Genomic DNA, 24,095 nt, shown 5'->3' with positions numbered 1-24,095 from the left:
AGGCAACCAAGCATTAGGTGGGTGTCCGCTCGAGAGCGCGACGGCGACGAGGAGGCACGATGGCGGTCGAAGGCATACGAGAGGCGACGGCGCCGAGCATGGGCACTGCCACCGGCCGCGTGCTGCACTCCCACACCGTGCGGCTGAGCTACGGCGACACCGACCCGGCGGAGATCCTCTACTACGCCGCATGGTTCCCGAAGATGGAGGCGCTGCAGTCGGAGTTCCTGTACCTGCAGGGCCTGCGCCAGGACACGCTCAAGGAGCGCTTCGGCTGGTGGACGGTCTCGCGGGCGACGGAGTGCGAGTACCTCGCCGCCGCGCGCCTGTTCGATGTCGTGCGGATCGACCTGCGCCTCGGGCGGATCGGAACCAGCTCGTTCCGGTTCGAGTTCGAGATGCGCCGCGAGGAGGACGACGTCCTCGTCGCCCGAGCGGCGAACACGGTCGTCACCGTCTCGCCCGACCAGTCGACGGTGCGCATCCCGCCCGACCTGCGCGCCCTCCTCGAGGACTGGGCCGCACCGGAGCAGACCCGATGACCCCGGAAGAACGGCTGCAGCGCATCGAGGACCGCCTCGACATCGCGCGCCTCATCGCCCGCATCGCCCACCTCGCCGACACCGGCGAGGTCACTGCGTACCTCGACTGCTTCACCGCCGACGCCGCGTGGGAGCTCACCTCGGCGACCGGGCTCGCCCTGACCGAGCAGGTGCGCCGCGGGCGTGCAGACCTCGAGGCCGGCGTCCACGAGCGCCGGGCGTCGGGGATGCAGGGACCGGGCAGCCGCACGAAGCACGACGTGTCGTCCATCGCGGTGGCCGTCGACGGCGATCGCGCGAGTGCGACCTCGTACTTCCGCTACTACGCCGACGCCGACCGCACGCCGACGCTGTCGGCGATGGGCCGCTACGACGACGAGTTCGTGCGCACCCCGGGCGGCTGGCGGCTCGCGCGCCGGGTCATCGCGCGCGACTGACCCCCGGCATCCGCTCGGCTCACCCTCGCGCGGCCCGACCGCTGCGGGCGTAGTCGCCGCTGCGGACGAACTCCAGGTGCAGCGCCGTCTGCCGCAGGGCCGAATGCAGCCAGAACCCGTCGAGACCGTCCCAGCCCGCGGTCCACGACAGGCGCCGCGCGTACTCCCACACCGCGGCGTCGCCGAGCTCGGGGATGAGCGCGGCGACCTCGGCGGTGCGGCGCAGGTGGTGGGCCGCGATCGCGGCGCGGCGCAGGCCGAGTCCGTCGAACCGGTACTCGTGGCCGGGGAGCGCCTGGAGGCCGTCGAACGGCGCGAGCCGGTCGAGCGAGTCGAGGTAGTCGCCGAGGGCGTCGCTTCCCGGGAGGGTGCCGATGCCGATTCCGGAGTAGATGCCCGGCAGCACGTGGTCTCCGGTGTACACGACCCCACGCCCGGCATCGACCAGGCACACGTGCCCGTCGGTGTGGCCGGGCGTGGCGACGACCTCGAGCCGGTGGCCGGGAAGGTCGATGACGTCGCCGTCGGCGACGAGGACGTCGGGGACGAGGTCGTCCACGAGCGAGGGCCGGTCGAACGACTCCTCGAGCTCGGCGTGGCGCTCGGGCGGCACTCCCCACTCGGCGAGCCGCCGCGTGTACTCGCCGCGATCGCGGTGCTGCGTCGACGTCTCCTGCGCCAGCACCTGGCGTTCGGTCGCCGAGAGCACGATCCGCGCCCCGGTGAGCGCGCGCAGGCGCCCGGCGTTGCCGAGGTGATCGGGGTGGAAGTGGGTCGCGACGACCGTGCGCACGTCGGCGACCCCGCGCCCTACGGCGTCGAGCGCGTCGGTGAGGATGCGGATGCCGGCATCCCCTTCCCAGCCGGGATCGACGACGTGCACGCCGCCGTCATCGCTCAGCAGCAGGTAGGTGAGCGTGTGCGGAAGCGTGCCCGCGGGGATCGGGGTGCCGATCGCCCAGACGCCCGGCGCGACCTCTTCGGGCGGCGGGATGCGTCCGGCGACCCACGCCGCCTGCTGCGACGCGCTGGTCGCGCGCACGCCGCCGTTCGGATCGGACTGTGCCATTCCTCGACCCTAGCAATTGCTTGGTCGCAGCGGTGAGAACCGATAGCCTCCCAAATGAACGCTTGCTTGCTTAGGAGACCGCGACCCGCATGCCCAGCCCGCGCAGAGACCGCACGACCATCGCGGTGCTCGCCGGCAGCGGGATGCTCACGTCGCTCCAGTTCACGCTCATCGTCCCCGCGCTGCCCGAGATCCCCGCCGCGCTCGGCATCGGCGCCGACGACGCGTCCTGGATGGTCACGATCACCCTGCTGACCGGCACCGTCGGCACGCCCATCATCGGCCGCCTCGCCGACATGCACGGCCGCCGCCGCCTGCTCCTGGTATCGCTCGCGTGCCTGTTCGCCGGATCGGTGCTCGCGGCGGTGTGGCTCGCCCTGCCGACCGTGCTCGTCGGGCGCGCGCTGCAGGGGATGTCGACCGCCATCGTCCCGGTCGGCATCAGCCTGCTGCGCGACCTCGTCAGCCGCGAGCGCGCGACCCTCGGCATCGCGCTGATGAGCGGCACGCTGGGCATCGGCTCCGCGCTCGGCCTGCCGCTGTCGGGCGTGCTGTCGACATTCGGCGGGCTGCCCGCGCTGTTCTGGTTCTCGGCGATCGCCAGCGCCGTATTCCTCGCCCTCGTCGCCGCCTTCGTCGGCGAATCCCCCGTGCGCGCGCCCGGCAGGTTCGACCTCGTCGGCACGATCGCCCTGACGGTCGCGCTCACGTGCCTCCTGCTGCTGATCTCGAAATCGCAGGCATGGGCGAATGCCGCCCCCTGGGCGGTGCCGCTGCTGGTGGCCGCCGGCCTCGCGGCCGCGGCCGTGTGGGTGCTCGTGGCGCTGCGGCATCCGTCTCCCGTCATCGACCTGCGCACGTCGCTGCGCCGTCGCGTGCTGCTGACGAACGTGGCGTCGTTCTTCGTCGCGTTCGGGATGTTCGCGAACCACCTGCTGACGATGCAGGAGGCCCGGGCTCCCGTCGCCTCGGGGGCGGGGCTCGGGCTCGCACCGCTGGGCGCGGGCCTGGTCCTCGTGCCGTCGGCGCTCGCGATGGTGCTGCTGGCGCCGGTCGCGGGGCGGATGCTCGCACGCGCCGGCGGACGGTTCGCCCTCGCCCTCGGGGCGGCGATCATCTGCGGCGCCTACCTGTTCCGGCTGGTGGTGCACGACGGCCTGCTCATCGTCGTCGCCAGCGCGACCCTCGTCGGCATCGGCACCGCGTTCGCGTTCGCCGCCATGCCGACGCTCATCATCGATGCCGTGCCGGCGACCGAGACGGCGTCGGCGACGGCGGTCAACTCGCTCGTGCGGTCGCTCTCGGGCGCGACGGCCAGCGCGGTCTTCGCCTACCTGGTCGTCGCGTTCCCGTCGGCGATCGGCGCCGAGTTCCTCTCGGAGACAGGCCTCATGATCGCGTTCGCGCTGGTGGCGGTGCTCAGCGCGCTGGGGTCGGTCATCGCCCTCTCGCTGCCGCGCCCCGCGCGTTAGCCCGCGCGGAAGGAGACCGGACGCTTCTCGAGGAACCCGGCCCGCGCCCGCGCGTACTCGTCGGACGCGAGCAGCCTGCCCTGCACGGCGAGCTCCTCGGAGCCTGCCCGTTCCAGACCGACGCGATCGGCGCGGCGCAGCAGCGCCTTCGTCTCGAACACCGCGGCGGCGGGAGCGTCGAGCATGCGGTCGACGACCCGGCTCACCTGCGCGTCGAGTGCATCGTCTGGCACGACCTCGCCGAACAGCCCCCACTCGGCCGCCTGCGCAGCCGGGAGCCGCTCGCCGCCGAACGCCAGGCGCGCCGCGCGGGCGGCACCGGCGCGGGCGACGAGCGTGTGGGTCGCTGCGCCGTCGGGCACGAGCCCGAGCGGGAGGAACGGCATGAGCAGGAACGCCGAGTCGGCGGCGATCGTCAGGTCGCACGCCAGGGCGATGGATGCCCCGACCCCGGCGGCCGCGCCGTTCACGGCCGCGACGACCGCGGGCCGCACCTCGGCGATCGCCTGCACGACGTCGTTGGCGGCGGCCACCGTCTCGGCGTCCACGGTGGACGAGAGATCCGCGCCCGAGCAGAACGCCCGGCCGGCGCCGGTGAGCACGATGACCTTCGTCGCGCCGTCGTCGGCGCGCCGGATCAGCGCCGCCGTCTCGGCGAGCAGCTCGGTGGTCAGCGAGTTGAGGCGGTCCGGCCTGTCGAACGTGATGCGGGTCACCTCTGCGTCGCGCTGCACGGCGATGCCGGCCATGGGTCCTCCTCGCGGTCATACCAACCTAATGCTTGGTAGTCTACGAGCATGGCCGACGACGACGTCAAGCAGGCAGGTCCCGGACGCGAGCTGTTCGCACCGCTCACCCTGCGCGGGGTGACGCTGCCGCATCGCGCCGGCGTCTCGCCGATGTGCATGTACGCGGCGACCGACGGCCGGGCCACCGACTACCACCTCGTGCATCTCGGGCGGTTCGCGCTCGGCGGCGCCGGACTGGTGATGGTCGAGGCCACCGCCGTCGACCCTCGCGGGCGCATCTCGCACCACGACCTCGGCATCTGGAGCGACGCGCACGTGCCGCCGCTGCAGCGCATCGCGCAGTTCCTCACCGCCCACGGCGCGGTCCCCGGCATCCAGCTCGGGCATGCCGGTCGTCGCGCCGCGGTGCGCGAGCCATGGCACGCCGGTGCACCGCTGGGCACGGCCGACGAGGCCACCGGCCTCGGCCCGTGGCCTCTCGACGGCCCCTCGGCCGCGCCCGCCGGCCCGGACTGGCCGCTCCCGCGCGCGCTGGACGAGCACGAGGTCGCGGCGAGCATCGCGATGTGGGCGGATGCCGCACGCAGAGCGGCCGACGCGGGCTTCCGCGTGGTCGAGCTCCACGGCGCGCACGGGTACCTGCTCCACAGCTTCCAGTCGCCGATCGCCAATCACCGCACCGACGCGTACGGCGGCACGACGGAGCGGCGCATGCGCTATCCGCTCGAGGTCGTGCGCGCGGTGCGGGCGGCGCTCCCCGACGACATCGTGCTCTCGTACCGGGTCTCGGCCGTGGACGGCATCGACGGCGGGATCGACATCGACGACACGGTGTGCTTCGCGACACGGCTGGCCGCCGAGGGCGTCGACCTCGTCGACACGTCGTCGGGCGGGATCACCACCGACCGCACGACCGACACCCGGGTGCGGCGGCGGTTCGCGTTCCACGCCGACTTCTCGCGCGCGATCCGCGAGGGCGCCGGCGTGCCGGTGGCGACGGTCGGCCTCGTCGTCGATCCGGAGCAGGCCGCCCTCCTGGTCGAACGCGGCGACGCCGACGTCGTGCTGCTGGGCCGCGAGATGCTCGACGACCCGAACTGGGTGCACCACAGCCGCCGCGCACTCGGCGAGGACGAGTTCGCCCACTGGGACATCCGTCACGGCCACGCCCTGGCCGGTCGGGCGACGGCGCTGGAGCGGCTCGCCGAGGCCGGCCAGACGCCCCTCGCCCGGTTCGCCTGAGTCGCACCGCCGGACGCCGCGCGGCGTCGAGTCGGGTCAGACGGGACGCAGCAGCGCGCGCGCCGCGGCGGATCCGTCGAGCAGCCTCACCTCACGGTGCGCGACGCGCCACCCCTCGGCCGTGCGCACGAGCTCCCAGCGGTTGGCGCTGACCCGGGCCGCGCGCCATGCCTCTCCGGCGTGCTCGAACACGACGGAGTGGTTCATCGCCACCGCCGTGGCGCCGTCCTGCGCGAGGTCGATGCGCGGTGCGCTGAGCACGTGCGCGCACCCGGCGGCCATGAGCGCGCGATGCGTGTCGATGTCGACGAGCCCGGGCAGCTCGCCGTCCGCGAGCACGGTGTCGTCGAAGCGGTACGTGCCGCCCGGCGCCCACAGCGCGGCGATCGCGTCGCCGTCCCCACTGTCGGCCGCCGGCCCGTACCGTGTCACGAGATCGGCGATCGCCAGGCGGTCCTCGATCGCCCGCACCCGCCGTTTGAGGTCGCTCACCAGTCCTGCCACGGCACGATCGTCTTCAGGGGCCCGGCGAACAGGCGCTCCCCCGCGACCGGCGCGGAGGCGGCATCCGTCCTCTCGATCTCGGGGACGACCTCGAGCGGTTCGCCCTCGAGGTAGACCAGGCGGATGCGCATGCTGCCCGGCGGGTCGGCGGGGGACTCCTCGAACGGCAGCGAGGAATGCCGCTGCGGGTGGCTGAACGAGAACGTCCAGGCGCCCGCGACGCCGTCGATGCCCAGGAGCGCGGGGATGGTCTCGGCGTCTTCGCGCCGGAACTCCTCGTGGGCGTCGAGGCCATGCGGCTCATCGAACCGCGTGAGCGTGAGGTGGAGCCCTCGGTGCGGGCGGTACGGCAGCACCTCGGCGCCGACGCGTGCGCGCGGCGCGGCGTACCCCTTCACCGGCCGGAAGAACGCGAGCAGGCGCCGCCGCACGCCCGGGATGATCGGCCCGCGGCCCCACTGGAACGACGCCTCTCCGAGCGCATCCCACGCGGCCACCGACGCGTCGGCGGGTGGCCGGAACCAGTACATGGCCACGTAGTCGACCGCGGCGAACTCGGGGGCGGTGCGGGATGCCTCCGCGTACGCGCCGCGGCGGGCCCAGCGATCGCCCCACGCGACGCCGGGCAGCGCGAGGTTCTCCGGCCGGTGGTCGAGCTGGTGCCACCGGTTGTACGCGTCGTGCTGGGTGGGGTCGGTCAGTTCGACGAACGAGAAGAAGGCGAGATCCGAGAACACGGTCCCAGTCAAGCGCTTGCTTGGTGCGAACGCAAGAGCGGTCACCCCGCCGGGGCTGCCGGCGATGCGGCGAGCGCGGCAGCGAAGGACGCCCCCTCGTACTGCACGAAGCACAGCCGGATGCCGTGCAGCGTCGCGGCGTCGAAGATCACCTCGCGCACGTTCCCGGCCCGCAGGTCGCGGACGACACGCAGCCCTCGCGCCTTCGCATGGGCGATCGCCGCGTCGATGTCGTCGACGCGGAAGTGGATGTTGCGGAACCCCTCGCGGGCGCCGGGGATCTCGATGATCTCGAAGCAGCCCGTCGCGTCCATCGCGATCCGCCCCCGCGGCGGCGGCTGATGATCCTCGGCGTCGAGATCGAGGTCGACGAGCTCGTAGTCGAGGCCGGGCGTGAACACCTGGAACTCGAGCCCGAACAGCCCCGAGAACATCTCGAGCGCCCCGTCGAAGTCGTCCACGCCGACGCCGAGCAGCTCCATGGATTCGATGCGCATGCGCTCCGGTCTACCAAAGCGAGCGCTTGGTTGGCAAGGGCCGATGCCGACTCAGTCGTACCGGACGCGATAGCCGTGATAGACGAACCCGTTCGCGAACCGGCGCTCGTCCAGCAGCTCCAGGTCGAGCCGCAGCCCCTCGTCGAGGAACCGCACGCCCCCGCCGACGATCGCCGGGGCCACCATCACGTGCACCTCGTCGAGCACGCGCGCCCGCGCGGCGACGGAGGCGAGCTGGCCGCCGCCGATCGCGAGCGGGTCTGGCGAGGCATCCTTCATCCGGCGCGCCTCGTCGGCGTCGAACAGGTCGCGCAGAGCCGTGCGGCCCGTCGTGACCGAGCTCAGCTTGCGGGAGTAGACGATCTTGTCGATCTCGCGCCAGCGCAGCGCGAACGCGCGCTCGGCCGGCGGCAGGTCGTCCAGCGGGATGTCGTCCCACACCTTCATGACGTCGTACACCTTGCGCCCGTACAGGTGGGTGCTCGCCGGTGCGAGCAGGTCGTTCACGAACGCGTGCACCTCCGCATCGGGCGTCGCCCAGTCCCAGCGGCCGTCGGGGCCGGCGATATAGGCGTCCAGCGATGCGGAGTTGAAGTAGATGAGCGCTCCCACGCTCCCGCACGCTACCCCCGAGGCTCCCCCGCCGACCAGTCCCCGGCCGCTCGCACTCAGCTGCCGAGCGTGACGTCGACCTGGATCTCGGTCGCGATCCGCTCCAGCTCGCCGGTGAGCTCCTCGAGATCCACGGATGCCGGAACGCGCGCCACCACCGTCGCCTCGAAGAGCCGGCCGCCGTACATCGCCGCCTCGGCGGTGCGCGTGGTGAGGTTGTCGATCGACACGCTGTGCCGACGCAGCACCGAAGAGATGTCGCGGACGATGCCCGGGTGGTCATTGCCGATCACGTGGATCGTGAGCGGTCGCTCGCCCTCGGACTCGGGCGGGGTCTCGGTGCCGGCGTAGACGGTCACCTTGAGGAGCCCGTCGAGGACGGCGAGCGCCTCACGCAGCTCGCCCGCGCGCTCAGGCGCGATCGAGACCTCGATGATGCCGGCGAACGCGCCCGACAGCTCGGCCAGCTGACTGTTCTCCCAGTTGCCGCCGTGGTTGCCGACGACGTCGGCGACCGCGGCGACCAGTCCGGACCGATCGTCGCCGACCACGGTGAGCACGAGCGTCGTCATACCGCCAGGGTACCCACGCGCCGCCCTCAGCGCGGGGCGAGTTCGTCGGTCACCGGGAAGGGCAGACGGAACCGCTCCAGCACCGCGCCGACGGCGGATGCCGCACCGAACTCGTCGGCGACGACCGTGACGCCGCGCGCGCTGGCCTCGGCGATACGCACCGGCCGCTCGCTGCCGTCGGGCAGCCGCAACGTCCATCGGTCGGCGAGGTAGCCGATGCCGAGGCGCTCGAGCAGCTCCTCCGCATCGAGCCATTCGATCGGCGCGCCGTCGCCCGGCGTGCGTTCGCGTCCCAGCAGGTCGAAGACGCGGAAACCCTCGCCGTCGGCGAGCATCCACCCGACGACCTCGCCGTCGGGGCGGCGGTGTTCGATCCAGTCGGCGGGGAGCATGGCATCCGAGCCTACCGACAGGTGGCGGGGGCGGGTCCGGCCGCTGGTTGTCCCCAACCCCCGCCCGGCGTCGTCGCCGGGCGGGGGCATCCGAGTAGCATCGCCGTGAACGACCGCGTATGGGGGTGCGCGGTCCGGACTCTTGGGGGAGTCGCATGGCTGATTTCGGCACGGATCCGGCGCGGACGCCACGGCGTACGCGCCGTCGTCGCGTGTTCGCGGGCGTCGCGGGCGGCGTCGTCGCGCTCGCCCTCATCGCCGGCACGGTCGCGGCGATCGGGTTCGCCCGCGCCGGGGCTGCGGTCGACGACGCACGACCGTCCGATGCCGGCGCCACCCCCTCGGCAACGCCGACGCCCACACCGACTCCCCTCACCCCGGAGGAGCAGCTGCTGGCGAGCACGACCGACCCGGCGGCCTGCGCGGTGAGCTTCGCCGGCGACGGCGTCGCGGACGCGCCGATGCTCCAGACGCAGGGCGCGCTGTACACGGGTCTGCCGATCCCCGCCCGCGACGGGCTGGTGTTCGCCGGCTGGTACGCGACGCCGGAGGATGCCGCCGCCCTCGCGATCCCGGCACGCGTCAACGGCTCCGAGCCCGTGGCCTGCACCGATCAGCGTGTGACGCTGCACGGCGCGTGGGTGAGCCCCGAGCAGAACGCGGCCGAGAACGCCCGCATCCCGATCCTCATGTACCACCAGTTCACCGCCAAGCCCGAAGGCGAGAGCGGGTGGCTGCGCGGCAACTACGCCTACATCGGCGACTTCGACGCGCACATGAACCACATCGCCACCGGCGGCTTCTACCTGCCGACATGGGACGAGCTGTCGGCGTTCATCGACGGGCGGCTGTGGCTGCCCAACCACTCCGTCATCGTGACCGACGACGACGCCGACCAGTCGTGGTTCGACCTCGCCGCCCCGGTCGTCGAAAAGTACAAGGTGCTGACGACGTCGTTCATGATCACCGCGTACCGCCAGGATCCGCCGCCGAACATCTACGTGCTCCGCCGCTCGCACACGCACGACATGCACCAGGCCGGCGCCGACGGCCACGGCCGCATCGTCAACTGGTCGGTGCCCGAGATCGTCGCGGACATGGAGGCCTCGTACGGCGTGCTCGGCGTGAAGGAGGTCATGGCATACCCCTTCGGGCACTACAACGACACCGCCAAGGAGGCGCTGCGGCAGGCCGGGTGGGAGATGGCGCGCACCATCGAGCCGGGCTACGTCACGATCGGCACCGACAAGCTCGCACTGCCGACCGTCCGCATCAACTACGGCATGGGGCTCGACGCTCTGATCAACCTGATCGGGTGATCGAAGCCGCGTTGGCGCCGCTCCATGTATCAGATGAGCGCCGTCGGACATCTCTTTCCACAGGCCGGTGACCGGAAACAGAGCAATCCTTGAGGTAACGACACTTTCGCTGTATGAGCTCGCGCTCTAGAGTGGAGGAGCGCTCATATCCGGCACTGGGGCGGGCCACTCGAACTCTTGGGGGAGATCGATGTGGCCGGCAAGCCGGACGAGGGTGGCTGCGGTATGGGAACCGCAGTCTCAGGGGGAGATTCTGGGGAACTCGCATGCTTCATGCACTGTGGGCTGCGCTGCCTGAACGGCGGTGCGGCGAATGACTGTCATCGTGAACGCGGGGATCACGATGACGCCGACTTCGGCGCCCGTGCTCGCCGATGCCGTACCGCGGCTGTTCATCACACCGCGCCTCGCACCGGCCGTCGAACGACGCCAGGCGTGGGAGCGGCGCTACCGCCATCGGCTCATCCTGGCCGACACCCTCACCGTCCTGTGCGCCGCCGGCGCAGCCGCATGGATCCAGATCGCGACGATCGCGCGCGTCGACCTCGCTGACGCACCGTGGCAGTACGGACGCGTCTTCCTGGCGACCGTGCTCATCTGGTGGCTGATGCTCGCGCTCTTTCAGACCCGCGCGCCCGGCGTCATCGGTCACGGCACGCAGGAGTACCGTCGCGTCGCGCACGCAACGGGAATGGCATTCGGCATCCTGGCGATCGGGTTCGTCCTCCTGCAGTCCCAGGGCCTGCGCACCCAGCTGCTGATCGCTCTGCCGGTCGGCACGGCGGGGCTTCTCCTCGGGCGGTGGGTCGCACGACGGTGGCTCTCGCGCCAGCGGCAGAACGGCCAGTTCGTCTCGCGCGCCCTGGTCGTCGGAACACGCCGCGACGTCGAGTACGTCGTCAAGTCCGTCAACGACGACGACCGCATGGGCTACCGCATCGTCGGAGTGACACTGGACGGCGACGACGCGGATGAACTCGTCGTCGGCGACCAGCGATTCGACGCGATCGGCACTCCTGACACCGCTCAGATGGTCGCCGCCCAGCTGAGCGCAGACGCCGTGATCGTCGCGAGCACCCCGGACAGCGACCCTGAGTATCTCAAGCGCCTCAGCTGGGACCTGGAGGGCACCGCGTCCGAGCTGGTTCTTTCGAGCCCGCTCGCGGATGTCGCCGGTCCCCGCATGTCGCTGAAGCCTGTCGAAGGACTCCCGCTCATCCAGGTGCAGCTCCCGACATTCGAAGGCGGCCGCTACATGCTGAAGCGTGCCGTCGACATCGCGCTCGCCGCCGGCGCACTGCTGGTCGTGGGTCTTCTCACGCCGATCATCGCACTGGCGATCAAGCTCGACAGCCCCGGCAAGGTCTTCTTCCGCCAGACGCGGGTGGGACGCGACGGGGAAGAGTTCCAGATGGTCAAGTTCCGGTCGATGTGCAGCGACGCCGAGGAACGGCGTGGTGAGCTCATCGACCGGAACGAGGGTTCCGGTCCCCTGTTCAAGATGCGCGCGGACCCGCGGGTCACGCGGGTCGGCGCACTGCTGCGGAAGTACTCGCTGGATGAACTGCCGCAGTTCTGGAACGTCCTGGTGGGCGACATGAGCATCGTCGGCCCTCGGCCGCCGTTGCCCTCGGAGACTCGCTCCTACGGCGGATCGACCTACCGGCGGCTGTTCATCCGCCCGGGGATCACCGGGCCCTGGCAGGTCGGTGGCCGCAGTGCTCTGACGTGGGAAGAGAGCCTCCGGCTCGATCTGCGCTACGTGGAGAACTGGTCGCTCACCGGCGACCTGCTCATCATGGCGCGCACCGGCCGTGAGATGATCCGTCCGTCCGCGGCGTACTGATCACTTCCCGGCCGGCGGGAAGATTCCGTCGACCATGCTGTCGATGGCGGGGATGAGGTCCGCCGACATCGCCCGCCAATCCTCGAGCGGGCGATTGATCGGGTCCTGGACGTCATCGCCCGGGTCCGACGAGAGGATCCGACGGCGCGAATCGGTCGGATCCTGCGTGGCGAGCCACGCGCGCACGTCGACGCCCCCGGATCGCGGATGATCACGCGCCCAGGCCGCGAACTGCTTCAGCGTGAACAGGCGTGATCCGATGCCCGGGTCCATGGTCGCCAGTTCCCGCACATGGTTGCGTGCGAGGCCCAGGACGATGTCGTAGTCGTCGAGGAAGTCGGGATGCACGGTCGTGCTCACGTGCCCTGCGAGATCCAGACCGAGCTCGCGCGCATGCCGAAGCCCGGTCTCGGGCACACCCCTGTGCCACGTCTCGACGCCCGCGGAGTCGAACACGACGGGCAGACCCTCTGCGCGGCGCTGCGCGAGCGCGGCCGCGAACGGGGACCTGCACTCGTTGGCGGTGCAGACGAACAGCACGCGGATGTCGCCCGTCTGCGTCATACGGGCTGATCCTGATCGAGACCGAGGTCGATCTCGCCCGTGCGACGTCGGCCGTCACGGCGGAGGCCACCCGCGCTGCCACGGGTTTCGTCCGAATCCGCGAACTCACCGTCGATGATCTCATCGTCGATGATCTCATCGTCGATGATCTCGTCGTCGGCGATCCCGTCGTCGGCGATCCCGTCGTCGGCGATCTCATCGTCGGCGATCTCATCGTCGGCGACCTCATCGTCGGCGATCTCGTGATCGGGGAAGAGATCCGTCGCGTCGCCGTCGACCGGATCGTGGTCGACCGCACGAGGTGCGCTCGACGACTTCTCGATCCGCGGCGGGACCGCGGTCGCCTCCCGGTCCGGTGCGGCGTTGTCCGCGCCCTCATCCACCGCGAGCAGTGCCCGATCGTTCTCGAGCGGCTGGGCGGAAGGGCGGGGGGCCTGTCGTGCGGCCGTCGCACGCACGGCCCCTCTGTCGACGTAGTAGGACGAGTACGAACGGGGCAGCCGACGCCGAGACCGATTCACGACGATGCCCAGCACCTCGATCCCGTTCGCCCGGAGGTTGGCGACCGTGTCGCGCAGCAGCGCGCGACGCGTGCGGTTGACCGTGGCCACGAGGATGACCCCGGCCGAATGCGCGGCGAGCTCCGACGCATCGGCGAGCGCCAGCGCGGGGGGCGAGTCGATGACGACCACGTCCGCGCTGCGCACGAGGTGCGCGATGACACGGCCGAGGTCTCGGCCGCCCAGAAGGTCCGCCGGCTCGTCGGTCGTCATCCCGGAGGGCATGATCCGCAGGCCCCGATACGACGTCGACTGCAGCGCGTCGATGATCTGCGTCTGATTCGGCGCGCGGCGCGCGGCAGCGGCATCCGAGAGCAGATCCCCGAGTCCGCTGACGTTGTTCAGGCCGTAGAAGTATGAGCCGAGCTGGCCGCGGCGCAGGTCGCCGCCCACCAGGATCACCTTGCGACCCGCCCGCGCCCACGACACCGCGAGGTTCGTCGACAGGAAGGTCTTGCCGTCGCCGGGCTCCACGCTCGTGATCACGACAGCGCCCTTCCCCTCGGGGAGCATGACCTGGATCGTCGTGCGCAGCGAGCGGATGCCTTCACTGAGGGCCGTCCGCTCGGCAGAGCCTGCCGGCAGCCGCATCTTCTTGCGGGCGACGCGGCGGTCGTTGGCGAGTTCGGCGATCGCCGGCACTCCGGTGAGCGGCTCGACCTCGTCGGAGGCGCGGATGCGGTCGTCGAAGAAGTCGCGCACCAGCGCGATCCCCGCGCCTGCGAGGAGACCGCACACCAGTGCCAGTGCAGCCACGATCAGCATGCTCGGGTTCGTGGAGGTCCCTGGGGCGGCGGGACTGGTCACCGTCAACGGCGCCCCGGCGTTCTGGATCGCGACGATCTGCGCGTTGTAGCCGCTGAGCGACGCCAGCGCGGTCGCCAGGTTCTGCGCCGCGATGGGATCGTTGGGGTTCGCCGCGAGCTGCGTCTGGTACGCCCGGATCTGCTCCGTCGTGGCGGCCACGCTGGCCTGCAGATTCGCCAGCGTGGTCTGGATCGTCGTGTCGACGTAGTCCGAGTAGCTCTGCATCACCGCCTTCGCGCGCTCCTGGGCGGATGTCGGCGTGGGCCCGTTCGCGGTGACCTCGAGGTTGTTGGTCCGCAGCCCCTCGATCACCTGATACGTCACGCTGGAGGCGAGTGCTCCGACGGGTTCGCCGATCGCGTCCGCGGCGGGCTCGAGGATCGTGGGCGTCATGATGATGGAGGGATCCACATCCGCGGTGACACCTGCGATCGATCCCGACGTGATGGAGTCGGTGAGGAACGTGCTGGCGCGCGCTGTCGTCGACGACTTGTAGTTGGGATCGAGACGTGCAAGGTAGGCGCCTGCGACGATCGCGGCCAGGAGGGTCACCGCGACGATGATCCACTTGCGCCGCCACAGTGCAGCGAACACCTCTCTCAGAGTCAATCCGCTCCCCTACCTCGTTGCTGAGTCGCTCAGACTAGTCTGTCACGCGGATCCGCGTCCCCGAATCATCCCAGCCGACAGGCGATCACGGTGCGACCACCGGCTGGAGCACCTCCCACAGCATGTCGCAACGATCGGCCCACGTCGGCACCGACGCGTCGAACGTCACGCCCGGGGCCGACACGGCAGACAGGACCGCCGAGGGGAACTGCTCGCGACGAGCGAGCGAGATCGCATCGGAGTCGGTGTCGCGGAACCCCGCAACGGGCGTCGAGACGATCGGCCGGCCGACGGCGAGGTACTCGTAGAGCTTGATCGGATCGAGGCTGTCGGTGAACGCGTCGACGAGGTGCGGCACGATCAGCACATCGGCGTGCTGCAGATACCCCGGCACGGCGCCGAAGTCGCGCGGCCCGCACAGCCGCACACCCGGCGTGCGCTCGAGGGCCTCCCGGTTCGCCGCCGCGAGCGACACCGGGCCCACCAACACCACCGATCCCCCGACGGCCGAGAGAGCGGATGCCGTCTCCACGGTCAACGGCACGTCCAGCCGGTCCTCGTGCAGCGTGCCGACGTAGAGCGCGACCGGTCCGGCGGGAAGATCCGCCGGGCGAGGCACCGGCCGCCGATACCTCTCGAGGTCCACGGCATTCGGGATGAGCACGACGTCGGGGCGCTGTCCGCTCTTGCGCGATTGCAGCTCCGGCGAGCAGACGATCACCGCACGGCACCAGCGGAACAGATCCTCCTCGTTCCTCGCCAGCCGATCGAGCTGCCGACGCGGCCGGTCGGCGGCGAGCCAGTCGTCGGTGATGTCGTAGATCGCGGGTTCTTCACCGTGCACGACCGCGTGCGCCCAGCCGGGGTCGTTGATCCAGCGCAGCACGTCGGTGGCACCCGTGCGCCTGAGGGCACGGGAGACCGACCTGCGCAGCAGGAAGTCGGCGAGCGGACCCGCGGCCCGGGGAAGCCACTTGGCGGGCTGGAAGAGCATGAGCCGACCGTCGTAGCCTGGCGCCTCCCGCAGGCCGGCAGCGCGCGGTGTGGCGCGTCTCGCGACGAGATCGTGGAGGTGGTCGCGCGCCGGTTCGACGAAGACGACGCGGAGGCTGCGGTGGCGGCGTAGCAGACCGTCTACCAGATACTGGTTGCGTCTCCAGACGCCGTCCCAGGGCTCGAGGGAGAAGACCACGATGGTCCGATTCATCGCGCGAGGACCTCCTCGTAGAGGCCCACGGTGCGCTCGACCTGCGCGTCGACCGAGAACCGCTCGCGCTGCCTCGCCCGAAGCGCCGCACCGTATTCGGCACGACCCTCGTCGTCAGCGACGAGGGCATCGATGATCGCGGCGGCTGCGATGTCGTTCCCCGGCTCGAACAGTCGCTCCGGAGCCACCTCACCGGCCGTCTCGAGGTGACCTCCGCTGGCCGAGGCCACGACCGGCAGCCCGCGCGCCATCGCTTCGAGGACCGACAACCCCAGGCCCTCGCGGGGCGTCGGAGCCAGCAGCAGCCCGGCCCGCGACATCGCATCCCCTACATCCGCCAGATGACCGACGAAGTCGACCGTTCCCGCGACGCCGAGATCCTGCGCGAGCCGCTCCAGATCGCCTCGTTCTGCACCGTCGCCTGCCACGATCAGTCGCCAGCCGTCGGCGGCAGCGGTCGTCCGGCTCCATGCCCGGATCGCCGTGGCGGTGTCCTTCTCCCGTTCGAGCCGCTGCGCGACGAGCACGGTCCTCTCGCGATCGCCCGGCATCGAAGCGACGGCATCGGCGACGCCGGTGTGGACGACCACGCTCGCGCCCTCGATCGCGTCGGCGACGAAGTGGGAGATGGCGATCTGAGCCGAGAACCGGCGGCCGACCCAGGCGAACACCGGCCGGAGCTGAGGCCGGCTGCCGCGCCGCGCCGCGAAATGCCGGGTGCTCACGAGGCGCGCGCGACGGGCGAGGCCCGGGACGGCCGCGACCACATCGGCCTCGGTCATATGGGTGTTGACGACATCGGCGCTCTGCACGGCCGCGAGCGCGCGCATGGCCTGCGACATCGTGGCCGCGGGCACGAAGTCGATCCCGGCGGCGGACAGCGGTGGCCGCATGTGCTCGGGTGCGCCGCCGATGACGGTGACGCGCGTGCCGCGCGCCGCCAGCGCGGGCGCCAGTGCGCTGACGTAACGCTCCACTCCCGCGAATCCGTCTGAGCACACGAGCTGGACGATATGGATGTGCCTGCTCCTCACAGATACCGGCGTGCCGTCAGCACGCGCGCGGGCTCGGACGTGGGCGTCGCTGCGAAGCGATCCGGGCGCAGCGGCCCGCCGTCGCGAAGGGCGACGGCGCCGTAGCAGATGCCGGCGACGATCCAGAGCAACGAGGCCTGGCCCGCGACCCAGTACAGATCGAACTGGCCCTGTGTGAACCTGGTGGCGACGACAGCGACGCCGACCGTGCCGTAGGCGGGGTCGAGTCTCCATAGGGCGATCGCAGCGACAAGGAACATCACCAGGAACCCGATCAGCCCGACGACGCCGACCGAGGACAACACCTCCAGCTCCGCGTTCGGCGGCTGGAACGCCGCGTACTGCCCGGTGTACCACCAGCGCAGGCCGACGCCGAACACCGGCGACTCCCGCCAGATCTCGACGGTCTGGGCGTACCAGTCCAGCCGCTGATAGGCGGAGTTGAACTGGTTGTCTTCTGCGAGCTGGTCGTCGACGAGGGTGAACACCGCGATCGCGATCGGGATCGCCGCGAGCCAGGGCACGACCCTGATCCGACCTGTCTCGGGGTTTCTGCGCAGCGCCACCACGAGGAGACCGACGACGGCGCCGACCATGCCCTGTCGCGACCCGGAGGCGGCGATGCCGACGACGCACGCGCCGATGGCGACCCAGGAGAGCAGACGAGGCCATCGGAACCAGGCCGGTCGCGCGTACAGCAGCACGATCGCCACCGCGAGGGCTCCGCCGATCGTGTTCTTATGCAGTTCCGGCAGGTAGACGGGGCCGAATGACCCCTCCGTCGCCAGCTGGTACACGCCGGCCACGGTCGCGGCGATCGCGATTCCGACGCAGGCGATCGTGTAGATGCCGGCGGAGAGCGCCGCCTGCCCGCTGCGTCCGATCGTGAAGCCGACGACCATGCTGCCCAGGATGAGCACGACCTCGTGCACCCACTCGACGATGTTCGCGCTGTAGGGATTCAGGATCACCGCCGGAAGCGAGGCGGCGATGTACGCCATCCCCGCCCACATCAGGGCGCGCATCGGGAGCAGATCCCGGCCCTTGATGACGGTGAACGACAGCACCGTCGCCAGTGCGAGGACGAAGTCCGAGATGCTGAGGAGGCCCCCCACCCTGGCCATGAGAAGCGTCGAGGGCAGCGCCAGCGCGATGAGCAGCTTGGGCGCCGCCACCGCGACGCCGACGGCGAGCACGGCCAGCGCTGCCAGCACCGCGTAGTCGCCGTATTCGGCGACGCCGCCGCTCATGACGCCGATGCCCACTCCGACGACGAGCACGGCGATGCCGACGGGGATGACGCGAACCGCCACCCCCGACACAGTCCCCCAGCGTCCGCGCACGACACGATTGTAGGGCCGCGGCCTGCGCGGGGACCCCGATGGGGACGGCCGTCACCTAGCATGGCGTCGTGCGCATCGGCATGTCGGCATACCGCTTCAACCATGAGGGCGGGATCGAGCGGGCGTCCTACGAGCTCGCGACCGCGCTCGGCGCGCTGGGCTCAGACGTCACCCTCATCGCGGAGTCCGTCGATCCGCCCGCCGCAGATCCGCTGCGGTGGCAGCGGGTGCGGATGCCGAAGGTCCCCGGTTTCGCTATTCCGGCGGTCTACCCGCGGCGCGCCACGAAGCAGGCCGCGGGCGCGGGGTACGACATCCTGCACAACCAGGGCGCGTGCGCGCTCATGACGCAGGATGTCATCACCGCGCACAGCTGTCACCGCGCCTGGTGGGAGATGAAGTTCCGCGGCGGCGAGGCGGCGCGCGCGCTCCTCAATCCGCTGCACCACGTCGTGCTCGCCACCGAACGGCGCAACTACAGCCCCGGCGCCTATTCGAAGGTGATCGCGGTGTCCAACGGCGTCGGGCGCGAGCTCACCCGCCACTACGACGTTCCGCCGGACCGCATCCGCGTGATCCCCAACGCCGTGGACGTCGCGAAGTTCCAGACGTCCCGCACGACGGGCGCCCGCGCGCGGATCCGCGCCGATCTCGGCATCCGTCCCGACGCGCACGTGCTCCTGTTCGTCGGCAAGGAGTTCCGCCGGAAGGGCCTGGCTCCCGTCATCGGCGCACTGCCCGACCTGCCCGAGTCGGTCGTCCTGCTCGTGGTGGGTGGCGACGACCAGGCGCCGTTCCGCGCCCAGGCCGCCGCCGCAGGCGTCGGAGCCCGGGTCTTCTTCGCCGGGCATTCGCCGAACGTCCACGAGTACTTCGCCGCCGGAGACGCCTTCGTCTTCCCGACGCTCTACGAAGCCTTCGCGCTGGTGTCGCTGGAGGCCGCTGCAGCGGGTCTGCCGCTGCTGACCACCAAGGTCAACGGGACCGAGGACTTCGTGGTCGACGGCGTCAACGGGTTCTTCATCCAGCGCGAGGCGGGGTCGATCGTCGCCGCGGTGCGCCGACTCCTGGACGATCCGGTGATGGCCGAGCGCATGGGGCGCGCCGCGCGCAAGGGTGTCGCGGCGTACACCTGGGACCGCATCGCCGCGCGGACCCGGGACGTCTACGCGGAAGTGGCGGAGGAGAAGAGTGCGCTCACGCGGACGTGACGCGCGCCGCCGTGCCGCGGAACAGATCTCGACGCCGCCGCGCCGACTGGCCGCGTTCGCCGCGCAGCACCAGTGAGCGCACCGACGCGCCCGTGATCATCGCGAGGCGGAAGGACCTCCATCCGCGCTCTCCGGAGTGCTTCCGGAGGAACCGCTGCATGCTCGCGAAGAACAGCTCCTCGCGGCGTACGCCGTCCGAGCTCGTCGCCCCTCCGACGTGCGTGGCCTGCACGGTGGCGACGTCGATGGACCAGCCGAGGTCCCGCGCGCGCTTCTGCCAGTCGGTCTCCTCCGCGTACAGGAAGAACTGCTCGTCGAACCCGCCCACCTCGTGCAGCGCCTCAGCCCGCAGCATCAGGATCGATCCGATCGCGAAGTCGCGCGCGGTGGTGAACCGGCCGAGACCGACCGCCTCGCGCCACGCGCGCGCGGGAGTCGGGAAAGGCCACCAGACCCTGACGTCGTCCCCGCTGTCGGGCTCGGTCTGCGTCGCGCCGACGGCGGCCAGACGCCGATCGGCGTGGAGGAGCGCGTGCATCGCGTCGACGCCGGCCGGCGCGATCCGCGCATCCGGGTTGAGCAGCAGAACGTCCCGATCCGACAGGCCCCGAGCGGCGAGCGCCTCCAGCGCGACGTTCACACCGGCCCCGAAGCCGAGGTTGGAGCCCGGGTCGATGTACGCCGCCCCGTAGGCGCGCGCGACCGCTGCGGTCTCGACGGACGACGAGTTGTCGACGATCGTGACCGGGAACCGATGCTCCAGGCCCTCGAGCGCGTCGACGAGGAGGTCGGGCGAGCCGTACGCGACGACCACCACCTCCGGGGGATGCTGCGCGCCGCTGTCTCGGGACTCCACGACGCGATCGTAGAGGGCGCGGTGCTGCGCGGCCACGTGCTCCCAGGTGAACGCGGCGGCGCGCTCGAGCCCCGCGTCGCGCATCTGCTGCCAGGCGACGAGGGCTTCGTCGACGCCGTCGGCGAGAGCCGTGGCGTCGCGGGGCTCGACGAGCACCCCGACGTCGCCGAGCACGTCGGGGATCGCTCCCGTGCGGCTCGCGACGACCGGCACCCCCGATGCCATCGCCTCGACGGCGACACGGCAGAACTGCTCGAGCCAGCTCGGCGTGGGGATCGACGGCACGACGAGGACGTCGAGCTCGCGGTAGTGCTCAGCGAGGGCGTCGCCGCCGGCGTGCCCGAGGAAGCGGACGCGGTCGGCGATGCCGAGCTGCACCGCGAGTGCCTCCAGCTCCGCCCGCTGCGGACCGTCACCGGTGATGCGGACCTGCCAGCCGGGGCGCGACGCGGTCGCGCGCAGCAGCTCCGCCACCCCCTTGTGCGGCTCCAGCCGGCCGACGTAGCCGACGACCGGGTGCTCGCCGGGGGCGCCGCGCTCGCGGGGGCGGAAGCTCTCCACGTCGACTCCGAGCGGGATCAGCGTCGCAGGACCGCGAAGCCCCTTGCGTTGCAGGATCTCGCCCGCCTCGACGTTGCACACGTATGCTCCGGCGGCATGGCGGAGCGCGTACGACTCGAACCAGCGGAACGGGATGGGATAGCGCTTGTCGATGTTCTGGGCGGAGTACAGGACGTACGGGACCGTGGATCGCCGAAGCGCCCGCAGCGCCAGGATCTCGGCCGTCGCCAGGGCGAACGGCTCCTCATGGAGGTCCAGCAGATCCGGGCCGGCACCGAGCGCGCGCCACAGCCGGCCCGGCGCGTAGACGAACAACGCGGGGTGGGAGCCGACGGTGCGGACGCCGTGGACGAACGTGTCCTCGTCCGGCGACAGCTGCACGACCTGACCGCCCTCGTTCCAGCGGCGGGCCGAGAAGAGCTCGACACGGGCGCCGTCGCGTCGCAGCTGCCGCTCCCGTTCCCGCCACGCCGACACGACCGCGTGGTGGGCGATCCGCAAGATCTTCATGCGGTCCCCCCGTCGCGGTCCGAGGTCACCGCGTCGAGCACCTCGGCGAGGTGACGCCATGCCCACCGCCAGTCGCGCTCACGGGCCCGCGCCAGGGCCGCGGCGCCGCGCCCGGCACGCAGTTCCGGGTCGTCGGCGAGCCGTTCAATGGCCGCCGCCAGGCCGGCGGCATCCCCCGGCTCGAACAGCACGCCGGCATCGCCGAGGATCTCGGGGATGCCGCCGATGCGGGCCGCGACGACCGGCACGCCTGTCGCCATGCCCTCTGCCACCGTGAGCGGACACGGATCCGGCCACCGCGAGGGGATGGTGAGGATGTCGGCATCCTGCAGCAGCTGCGGAAGGCGCTCGCGGTCGACGAACGGCTGGAATCCCACACCACCGGGCACACGCAGGGCGAGCTCCCTCAGGCGCTGTTCGAACGGCGACAGCGTCGCGTCGGCGTCGAACCCGTGGCTGCCGACGACGGTGAACCGGATGTCCGCCCGCCCCAGCCGCGCCGCCGCCTCCAGCAGCGTGTCCGCCCCCTTCTCGGAGATCGCCCGCCCCATGAACATGACGCGCAGCGGCCCGGGGTCGCGCGAGGCTGCGGGAGTGAACTGCACCGTGTCGACGCCGTTGACGACCACGCGCAGCCGATCGTGCAGAGCGGCCGGCAGGTGCTCCCTCATCTGGGACGCGAGCGATTCACTCACGCAAACGATGGCCGAGACCCCCGCCAGCATCCGGCCGGATTCCCGACGAGAGAAGCTGCGCAGCACGTCGTTGTGGGCGTAGAGCACGACACGGTGACGTTGTGCGCGCAGCAGCCAAGGCACGATCGGGGCGTTGTGCGCCAGCACGACCCCGCGGGGCGCCGACGCGAGCGCGTCGGCGACCGGCCGGAAGTAGGCGGCGGCGCCCGAGCGCGGAACGCCGAGGCGTCCCAGAGCGGCGTCGATCATGCGGCGACGATCGCCCGGAGCAGGCACGCCACGGAACGTGAGGGCCGCGGCTGACGTGTACCGGGGCTCGAACGTCCCTTCCTGGACGACCACCCGTTGCGGGTACCGATCGATGTCCCCGTTGGCCGCCGCGCCGGTGGCCAGCCCGTGCACGACGGTGGGGATCGCTGATCCGGTGCGCGCGGAGAAGTGGTCGCCCGGAGTGATGACGTGGTACACCGGCACCTGATCCCCCGCCCCGCCGCCGACCGTCATCGTGTCGTGCCTCTCGCCGCGGCGCAGCACAGGAGCAGCGGACGCCCCACCGCGCGCATCGGACCGGGAAGCGCACCGCTGATGGCATCGACGTCGGCGCGCGACAGTCCGGTGCGCGCGAGCCACAGCAGTCCCACGAAGAGCGCGAACGAGACCGCCCCCGCCAGGACCGACGACACGATGGTCGGCCATGAGAGGGCGGTGACCCCCAGCCACGCCACGACGCAGGCGAAGCCGCCCGCCGCGTACGGCCCCAGTGCGGCGAGCGTCGTCCGCCACCTGACCCCCGCGAGTCTCGACTCGCCGAGGAGGAGGATGAGCAGCTGGGTCACGGCCGATGTCGCGTTGCCGATGACGGCCCCCCACACGCCCAGCACGGGGATGAGCACCAGCATGAGCACGATGTTCGCCGCGAGCGACACGATGTTGGTGACCAGCAGGCGGGAGCCCAGCAGGCGGGCCATCACGAAGGCGGTCAGCGGGCTGACGATCACGACGAGCCCGCCCGACAGCCCGAGGACGACGAGCAGCGGAACGGCGTCGGCGAAGTCCTTGCCGTAGATCAGCGGCACCAGGAACGCCAGCAGCGGCAGCGCGGCCGCGACGATCGCGCCGACTGCGGTCGCCGACGCCCGCAGGGTGCGCACGAGGGCGGGTGCGACGGCACCGCGGTCCACCTCGTGCAGACCCGAGATCGCGGGCACCAGCGGGGCGACCAGGGCCTGCGCCGGCCCGAACAGATGAGCGGCGAGCCCGAAGGCGAGGGCGAAAAGGCCCGCGGCATGGGCCGCGCCCATCCATGTCAGCACGACCACCTCGACGCGAGACGAGATCATCGTGCCGACGGCGGCTGCCGCCCCGGCAGGAAGCGCGAACTTCCAGAAGCCGGCGGGGAATCGCGGAAGCCGCGGGCGGAACGCGGCGCGACGATATGCCGGGGCCACGTAGAACAGCGCGAGGAGGACGCCGATGCCTCCGAAGATCATCCGCGTCGCCCACACGGAGTCCGCGGTTCCGATGGTCAGCACCGCGACGACCACTCCCGCCTGGGTCAGCGCGTTCACGAGCATCGCGTTCTTCGCGTCCTCGGCGGTCTTGCTCTCGATGCCGAAGCAGTAGGTGGCGGCGCCGAACACGGACGGGATCAGGACCCCGAAGACCACGGCGACCCCGAGGAGCACGGGGCCCACTTCCGCGATGCTGAGGACCAGCAGCGTCATGACGGGCGCGATGGTCGCCAGGCGCACGGTCTGCGCTGAGGACAGCAGCCGCATCACATCGGCCGTGCGCCCCGCGGCATGAGCCTTGGACCCGAACTGCACCACGCCGATGCCGATCCCCATCGAGATGATGCTCTCGACGATGCCCATGACGGACGTGAGATAGGCGAGTCGTCCGTAGTCCACGACCCCGAGGATGCGGGCGATGAGGATGTTCACCAGGAAGGCGATGGGCAGCGCGATGAGCGTGTGCAGGAGCGTCCACGATGCTCCGCGGATGGCCAGCCGCTGCAACTGGGCACGGGACATCGCGCCTTCGCCCTCGCCGCCGTCGATCGGCGACAGCTCGGCCGCCGGATCGAGCGGGAGATCCGCGGCGTCACGGATCTCGTCGTCGGCGGAGGAGCCGCTCACCGCGGTCTTC

At 71.4% G+C, this 24,095-nt stretch carries 23 protein-coding genes; 7 read left to right on the top strand and 16 right to left on the bottom strand.

Annotated features, from left to right (window positions below; genetic code table 11):
- The first annotated feature begins 59 nt into the window (after positions 1–59).
- Positions 60–542, top strand: coding sequence for an acyl-CoA thioesterase (locus AC1DDU_RS08720; RefSeq protein WP_477433068.1), 483 nt, complete (start codon positions 60–62; stop codon positions 540–542).
- Entirely contained in the window at positions 539–979 is a 441-nt protein-coding gene (locus tag AC1DDU_RS08715; RefSeq protein ID WP_477433066.1) for a nuclear transport factor 2 family protein, read from the top strand. Before AC1DDU_RS08720 ends, AC1DDU_RS08715 begins: the two co-directional genes overlap by 4 nt.
- 19 nt (positions 980–998) lie before the next feature.
- On the opposite strand, the gene AC1DDU_RS08710 is transcribed toward AC1DDU_RS08715, so the two are convergent.
- Positions 999–2,048 carry an MBL fold metallo-hydrolase gene (locus tag AC1DDU_RS08710; RefSeq protein ID WP_477433064.1) on the bottom strand — a complete coding sequence of 350 codons (1,050 nt, stop codon included), beginning with the start codon at positions 2,046–2,048 and terminating at the stop codon, positions 999–1,001.
- 89 nt (positions 2,049–2,137) lie between these two features.
- Between AC1DDU_RS08710 and AC1DDU_RS08705 the strand changes: the two genes are divergently transcribed.
- Complete coding sequence (locus AC1DDU_RS08705; protein ID WP_477433062.1) at positions 2,138–3,520, top strand: MFS transporter; 1,383 nt, start codon at positions 2,138–2,140, stop codon at positions 3,518–3,520.
- On the opposite strand, the gene AC1DDU_RS08700 is transcribed toward AC1DDU_RS08705, so the two are convergent.
- Positions 3,517–4,269, bottom strand: a complete 753-nt coding sequence (locus AC1DDU_RS08700; RefSeq protein WP_477433060.1) for an enoyl-CoA hydratase-related protein — start codon at positions 4,267–4,269, stop codon at positions 3,517–3,519. The genes AC1DDU_RS08705 and AC1DDU_RS08700 overlap by 4 nt on opposite strands.
- Positions 4,270–4,317: 48 nt before the next feature.
- On the opposite strand from AC1DDU_RS08700, the gene AC1DDU_RS08695 reads away from it, so the two are divergent.
- Positions 4,318–5,511 (top strand): oxidoreductase, encoded by a 1,194-nt coding sequence (locus AC1DDU_RS08695; RefSeq protein WP_477433058.1) that lies wholly within the window; start codon positions 4,318–4,320, stop codon positions 5,509–5,511.
- Between the two features lie 36 nt (positions 5,512–5,547).
- Here the strand turns inward: AC1DDU_RS08695 and AC1DDU_RS08690 are convergent, their stop codons facing one another.
- Genes AC1DDU_RS08690 through AC1DDU_RS08665 form a run of 6 tightly spaced genes read right to left on the bottom strand, consistent with a single transcriptional unit; the run spans position 5,548 to position 8,825 of the window.
- Positions 5,548–6,015 (bottom strand): nuclear transport factor 2 family protein, encoded by a 468-nt coding sequence (locus AC1DDU_RS08690; RefSeq protein WP_477433056.1) that lies wholly within the window; start codon positions 6,013–6,015, stop codon positions 5,548–5,550.
- Positions 6,000–6,752, bottom strand: coding sequence for a hypothetical protein (locus AC1DDU_RS08685; protein ID WP_477433054.1), 753 nt, complete (start codon positions 6,750–6,752; stop codon positions 6,000–6,002). The genes AC1DDU_RS08690 and AC1DDU_RS08685 overlap by 16 nt, the downstream gene beginning before the upstream one ends.
- A gap of 41 nt (positions 6,753–6,793) precedes the next feature.
- Complete coding sequence (locus AC1DDU_RS08680) at positions 6,794–7,249, bottom strand: VOC family protein (RefSeq protein WP_477433052.1); 456 nt, start codon at positions 7,247–7,249, stop codon at positions 6,794–6,796.
- 51 nt (positions 7,250–7,300) lie between these two features.
- Positions 7,301–7,861: a dihydrofolate reductase family protein gene (locus AC1DDU_RS08675; protein ID WP_477433050.1), complete on the bottom strand. Its 561-nt coding sequence runs from the start codon at positions 7,859–7,861 to the stop codon at positions 7,301–7,303.
- A gap of 56 nt (positions 7,862–7,917) precedes the next feature.
- Positions 7,918–8,433 carry a glycine cleavage system transcriptional repressor gene (locus AC1DDU_RS08670; RefSeq protein WP_477433048.1) on the bottom strand — a complete coding sequence of 172 codons (516 nt, stop codon included), beginning with the start codon at positions 8,431–8,433 and terminating at the stop codon, positions 7,918–7,920.
- Between the two features lie 26 nt (positions 8,434–8,459).
- Positions 8,460–8,825 carry a hypothetical protein gene (locus AC1DDU_RS08665; RefSeq protein ID WP_477433046.1) on the bottom strand — a complete coding sequence of 122 codons (366 nt, stop codon included), beginning with the start codon at positions 8,823–8,825 and terminating at the stop codon, positions 8,460–8,462.
- Between the two features lie 155 nt (positions 8,826–8,980).
- Here AC1DDU_RS08665 and AC1DDU_RS08660 point away from each other — a divergent pair, with 155 nt between their 5' ends.
- Together AC1DDU_RS08660 and AC1DDU_RS08655 are read left to right on the top strand one after the other, a co-directional pair.
- Positions 8,981–10,144, top strand: coding sequence for a polysaccharide deacetylase family protein (locus tag AC1DDU_RS08660; protein WP_477433044.1), 1,164 nt, complete (start codon positions 8,981–8,983; stop codon positions 10,142–10,144).
- Positions 10,145–10,457: 313 nt separating this feature from the next.
- Positions 10,458–11,990, top strand: a complete 1,533-nt coding sequence (locus AC1DDU_RS08655) for a sugar transferase (protein ID WP_477433042.1) — start codon at positions 10,458–10,460, stop codon at positions 11,988–11,990.
- On the opposite strand, the gene AC1DDU_RS08650 is transcribed toward AC1DDU_RS08655, so the two are convergent.
- From AC1DDU_RS08650 to AC1DDU_RS08630, 5 genes are all read right to left on the bottom strand, one after another.
- The gene (locus AC1DDU_RS08650; protein ID WP_477433040.1) at positions 11,991–12,554 is read right to left on the bottom strand and encodes an arsenate reductase/protein-tyrosine-phosphatase family protein; all 564 of its coding nucleotides are present in this window, start codon (positions 12,552–12,554) and stop codon (positions 11,991–11,993) included. It lies immediately after the preceding gene.
- Positions 12,551–14,530: a polysaccharide biosynthesis tyrosine autokinase gene (locus AC1DDU_RS08645; RefSeq protein WP_477433038.1), complete on the bottom strand. Its 1,980-nt coding sequence runs from the start codon at positions 14,528–14,530 to the stop codon at positions 12,551–12,553. The genes AC1DDU_RS08650 and AC1DDU_RS08645 overlap by 4 nt, the downstream gene beginning before the upstream one ends.
- Before the next feature lie 85 nt (positions 14,531–14,615).
- Complete coding sequence (locus tag AC1DDU_RS08640) at positions 14,616–15,737, bottom strand: glycosyltransferase (RefSeq protein WP_477433036.1); 1,122 nt, start codon at positions 15,735–15,737, stop codon at positions 14,616–14,618.
- Complete coding sequence (locus AC1DDU_RS08635; protein WP_477433034.1) at positions 15,734–16,738, bottom strand: glycosyltransferase family 4 protein; 1,005 nt, start codon at positions 16,736–16,738, stop codon at positions 15,734–15,736. The genes AC1DDU_RS08640 and AC1DDU_RS08635 overlap by 4 nt, the downstream gene beginning before the upstream one ends.
- A gap of 29 nt (positions 16,739–16,767) precedes the next feature.
- Positions 16,768–18,114 carry an O-antigen ligase family protein gene (locus tag AC1DDU_RS08630; protein WP_477433032.1) on the bottom strand — a complete coding sequence of 449 codons (1,347 nt, stop codon included), beginning with the start codon at positions 18,112–18,114 and terminating at the stop codon, positions 16,768–16,770.
- Between the two features lie 68 nt (positions 18,115–18,182).
- On the opposite strand from AC1DDU_RS08630, the gene AC1DDU_RS08625 reads away from it, so the two are divergent.
- Positions 18,183–19,325: a glycosyltransferase family 4 protein gene (locus AC1DDU_RS08625; protein ID WP_477433030.1), complete on the top strand. Its 1,143-nt coding sequence runs from the start codon at positions 18,183–18,185 to the stop codon at positions 19,323–19,325.
- Here the strand turns inward: AC1DDU_RS08625 and AC1DDU_RS08620 are convergent.
- Genes AC1DDU_RS08620 through AC1DDU_RS08610 form a run of 3 tightly spaced genes read right to left on the bottom strand, consistent with a single transcriptional unit; the run spans position 19,312 to position 24,085 of the window.
- On the bottom strand, positions 19,312–21,252 hold the full coding sequence (locus AC1DDU_RS08620; RefSeq protein ID WP_477433028.1) for a glycosyltransferase: 1,941 nt from the start codon (positions 21,250–21,252) through the stop codon (positions 19,312–19,314). The genes AC1DDU_RS08625 and AC1DDU_RS08620 overlap by 14 nt on opposite strands.
- Complete coding sequence (locus AC1DDU_RS08615; RefSeq protein ID WP_477433026.1) at positions 21,249–22,451, bottom strand: glycosyltransferase; 1,203 nt, start codon at positions 22,449–22,451, stop codon at positions 21,249–21,251. Before AC1DDU_RS08615 ends, AC1DDU_RS08620 begins: the two co-directional genes overlap by 4 nt.
- Entirely contained in the window at positions 22,448–24,085 is a 1,638-nt protein-coding gene (locus AC1DDU_RS08610; protein ID WP_477433024.1) for an oligosaccharide flippase family protein, read from the bottom strand. The genes AC1DDU_RS08615 and AC1DDU_RS08610 overlap by 4 nt, the downstream gene beginning before the upstream one ends.
- Between the last annotated feature and the right edge of the window lie 10 nt (positions 24,086–24,095).

This window comes from Microbacterium sp. 05T445 (genome assembly GCF_056395865.1).
Note: the sequence above shows the minus strand (reverse complement) of the source record. Positions and strands in the feature narration are given on the sequence as shown.

Coding starts and splice junctions, on each gene's coding strand:
- AC1DDU_RS08640 (WP_477433036.1), bottom strand. CDS start 15,737: ATGAATCGGACCATCGTGGTCTTCTCCCTCGAGCCCTGGGACGGCGTC.
- AC1DDU_RS08620 (WP_477433028.1), bottom strand. CDS start 21,252: ATGAAGATCTTGCGGATCGCCCACCACGCGGTCGTGTCGGCGTGGCGG.
- AC1DDU_RS08695 (WP_477433058.1), top strand. CDS start 4,318: ATGGCCGACGACGACGTCAAGCAGGCAGGTCCCGGACGCGAGCTGTTC.
- AC1DDU_RS08680 (WP_477433052.1), bottom strand. CDS start 7,249: ATGCGCATCGAATCCATGGAGCTGCTCGGCGTCGGCGTGGACGACTTC.
- AC1DDU_RS08615 (WP_477433026.1), bottom strand. CDS start 22,451: ATGACGGTCGGCGGCGGGGCGGGGGATCAGGTGCCGGTGTACCACGTC.
- AC1DDU_RS08710 (WP_477433064.1), bottom strand. CDS start 2,048: ATGGCACAGTCCGATCCGAACGGCGGCGTGCGCGCGACCAGCGCGTCG.
- AC1DDU_RS08665 (WP_477433046.1), bottom strand. CDS start 8,825: ATGCTCCCCGCCGACTGGATCGAACACCGCCGCCCCGACGGCGAGGTC.
- AC1DDU_RS08660 (WP_477433044.1), top strand. CDS start 8,981: ATGGCTGATTTCGGCACGGATCCGGCGCGGACGCCACGGCGTACGCGC.
- AC1DDU_RS08655 (WP_477433042.1), top strand. CDS start 10,458: ATGACTGTCATCGTGAACGCGGGGATCACGATGACGCCGACTTCGGCG.
- AC1DDU_RS08700 (WP_477433060.1), bottom strand. CDS start 4,269: ATGGCCGGCATCGCCGTGCAGCGCGACGCAGAGGTGACCCGCATCACG.
- AC1DDU_RS08705 (WP_477433062.1), top strand. CDS start 2,138: ATGCCCAGCCCGCGCAGAGACCGCACGACCATCGCGGTGCTCGCCGGC.
- AC1DDU_RS08650 (WP_477433040.1), bottom strand. CDS start 12,554: ATGACGCAGACGGGCGACATCCGCGTGCTGTTCGTCTGCACCGCCAAC.
- AC1DDU_RS08670 (WP_477433048.1), bottom strand. CDS start 8,433: ATGACGACGCTCGTGCTCACCGTGGTCGGCGACGATCGGTCCGGACTG.
- AC1DDU_RS08715 (WP_477433066.1), top strand. CDS start 539: ATGACCCCGGAAGAACGGCTGCAGCGCATCGAGGACCGCCTCGACATC.
- AC1DDU_RS08720 (WP_477433068.1), top strand. CDS start 60: ATGGCGGTCGAAGGCATACGAGAGGCGACGGCGCCGAGCATGGGCACT.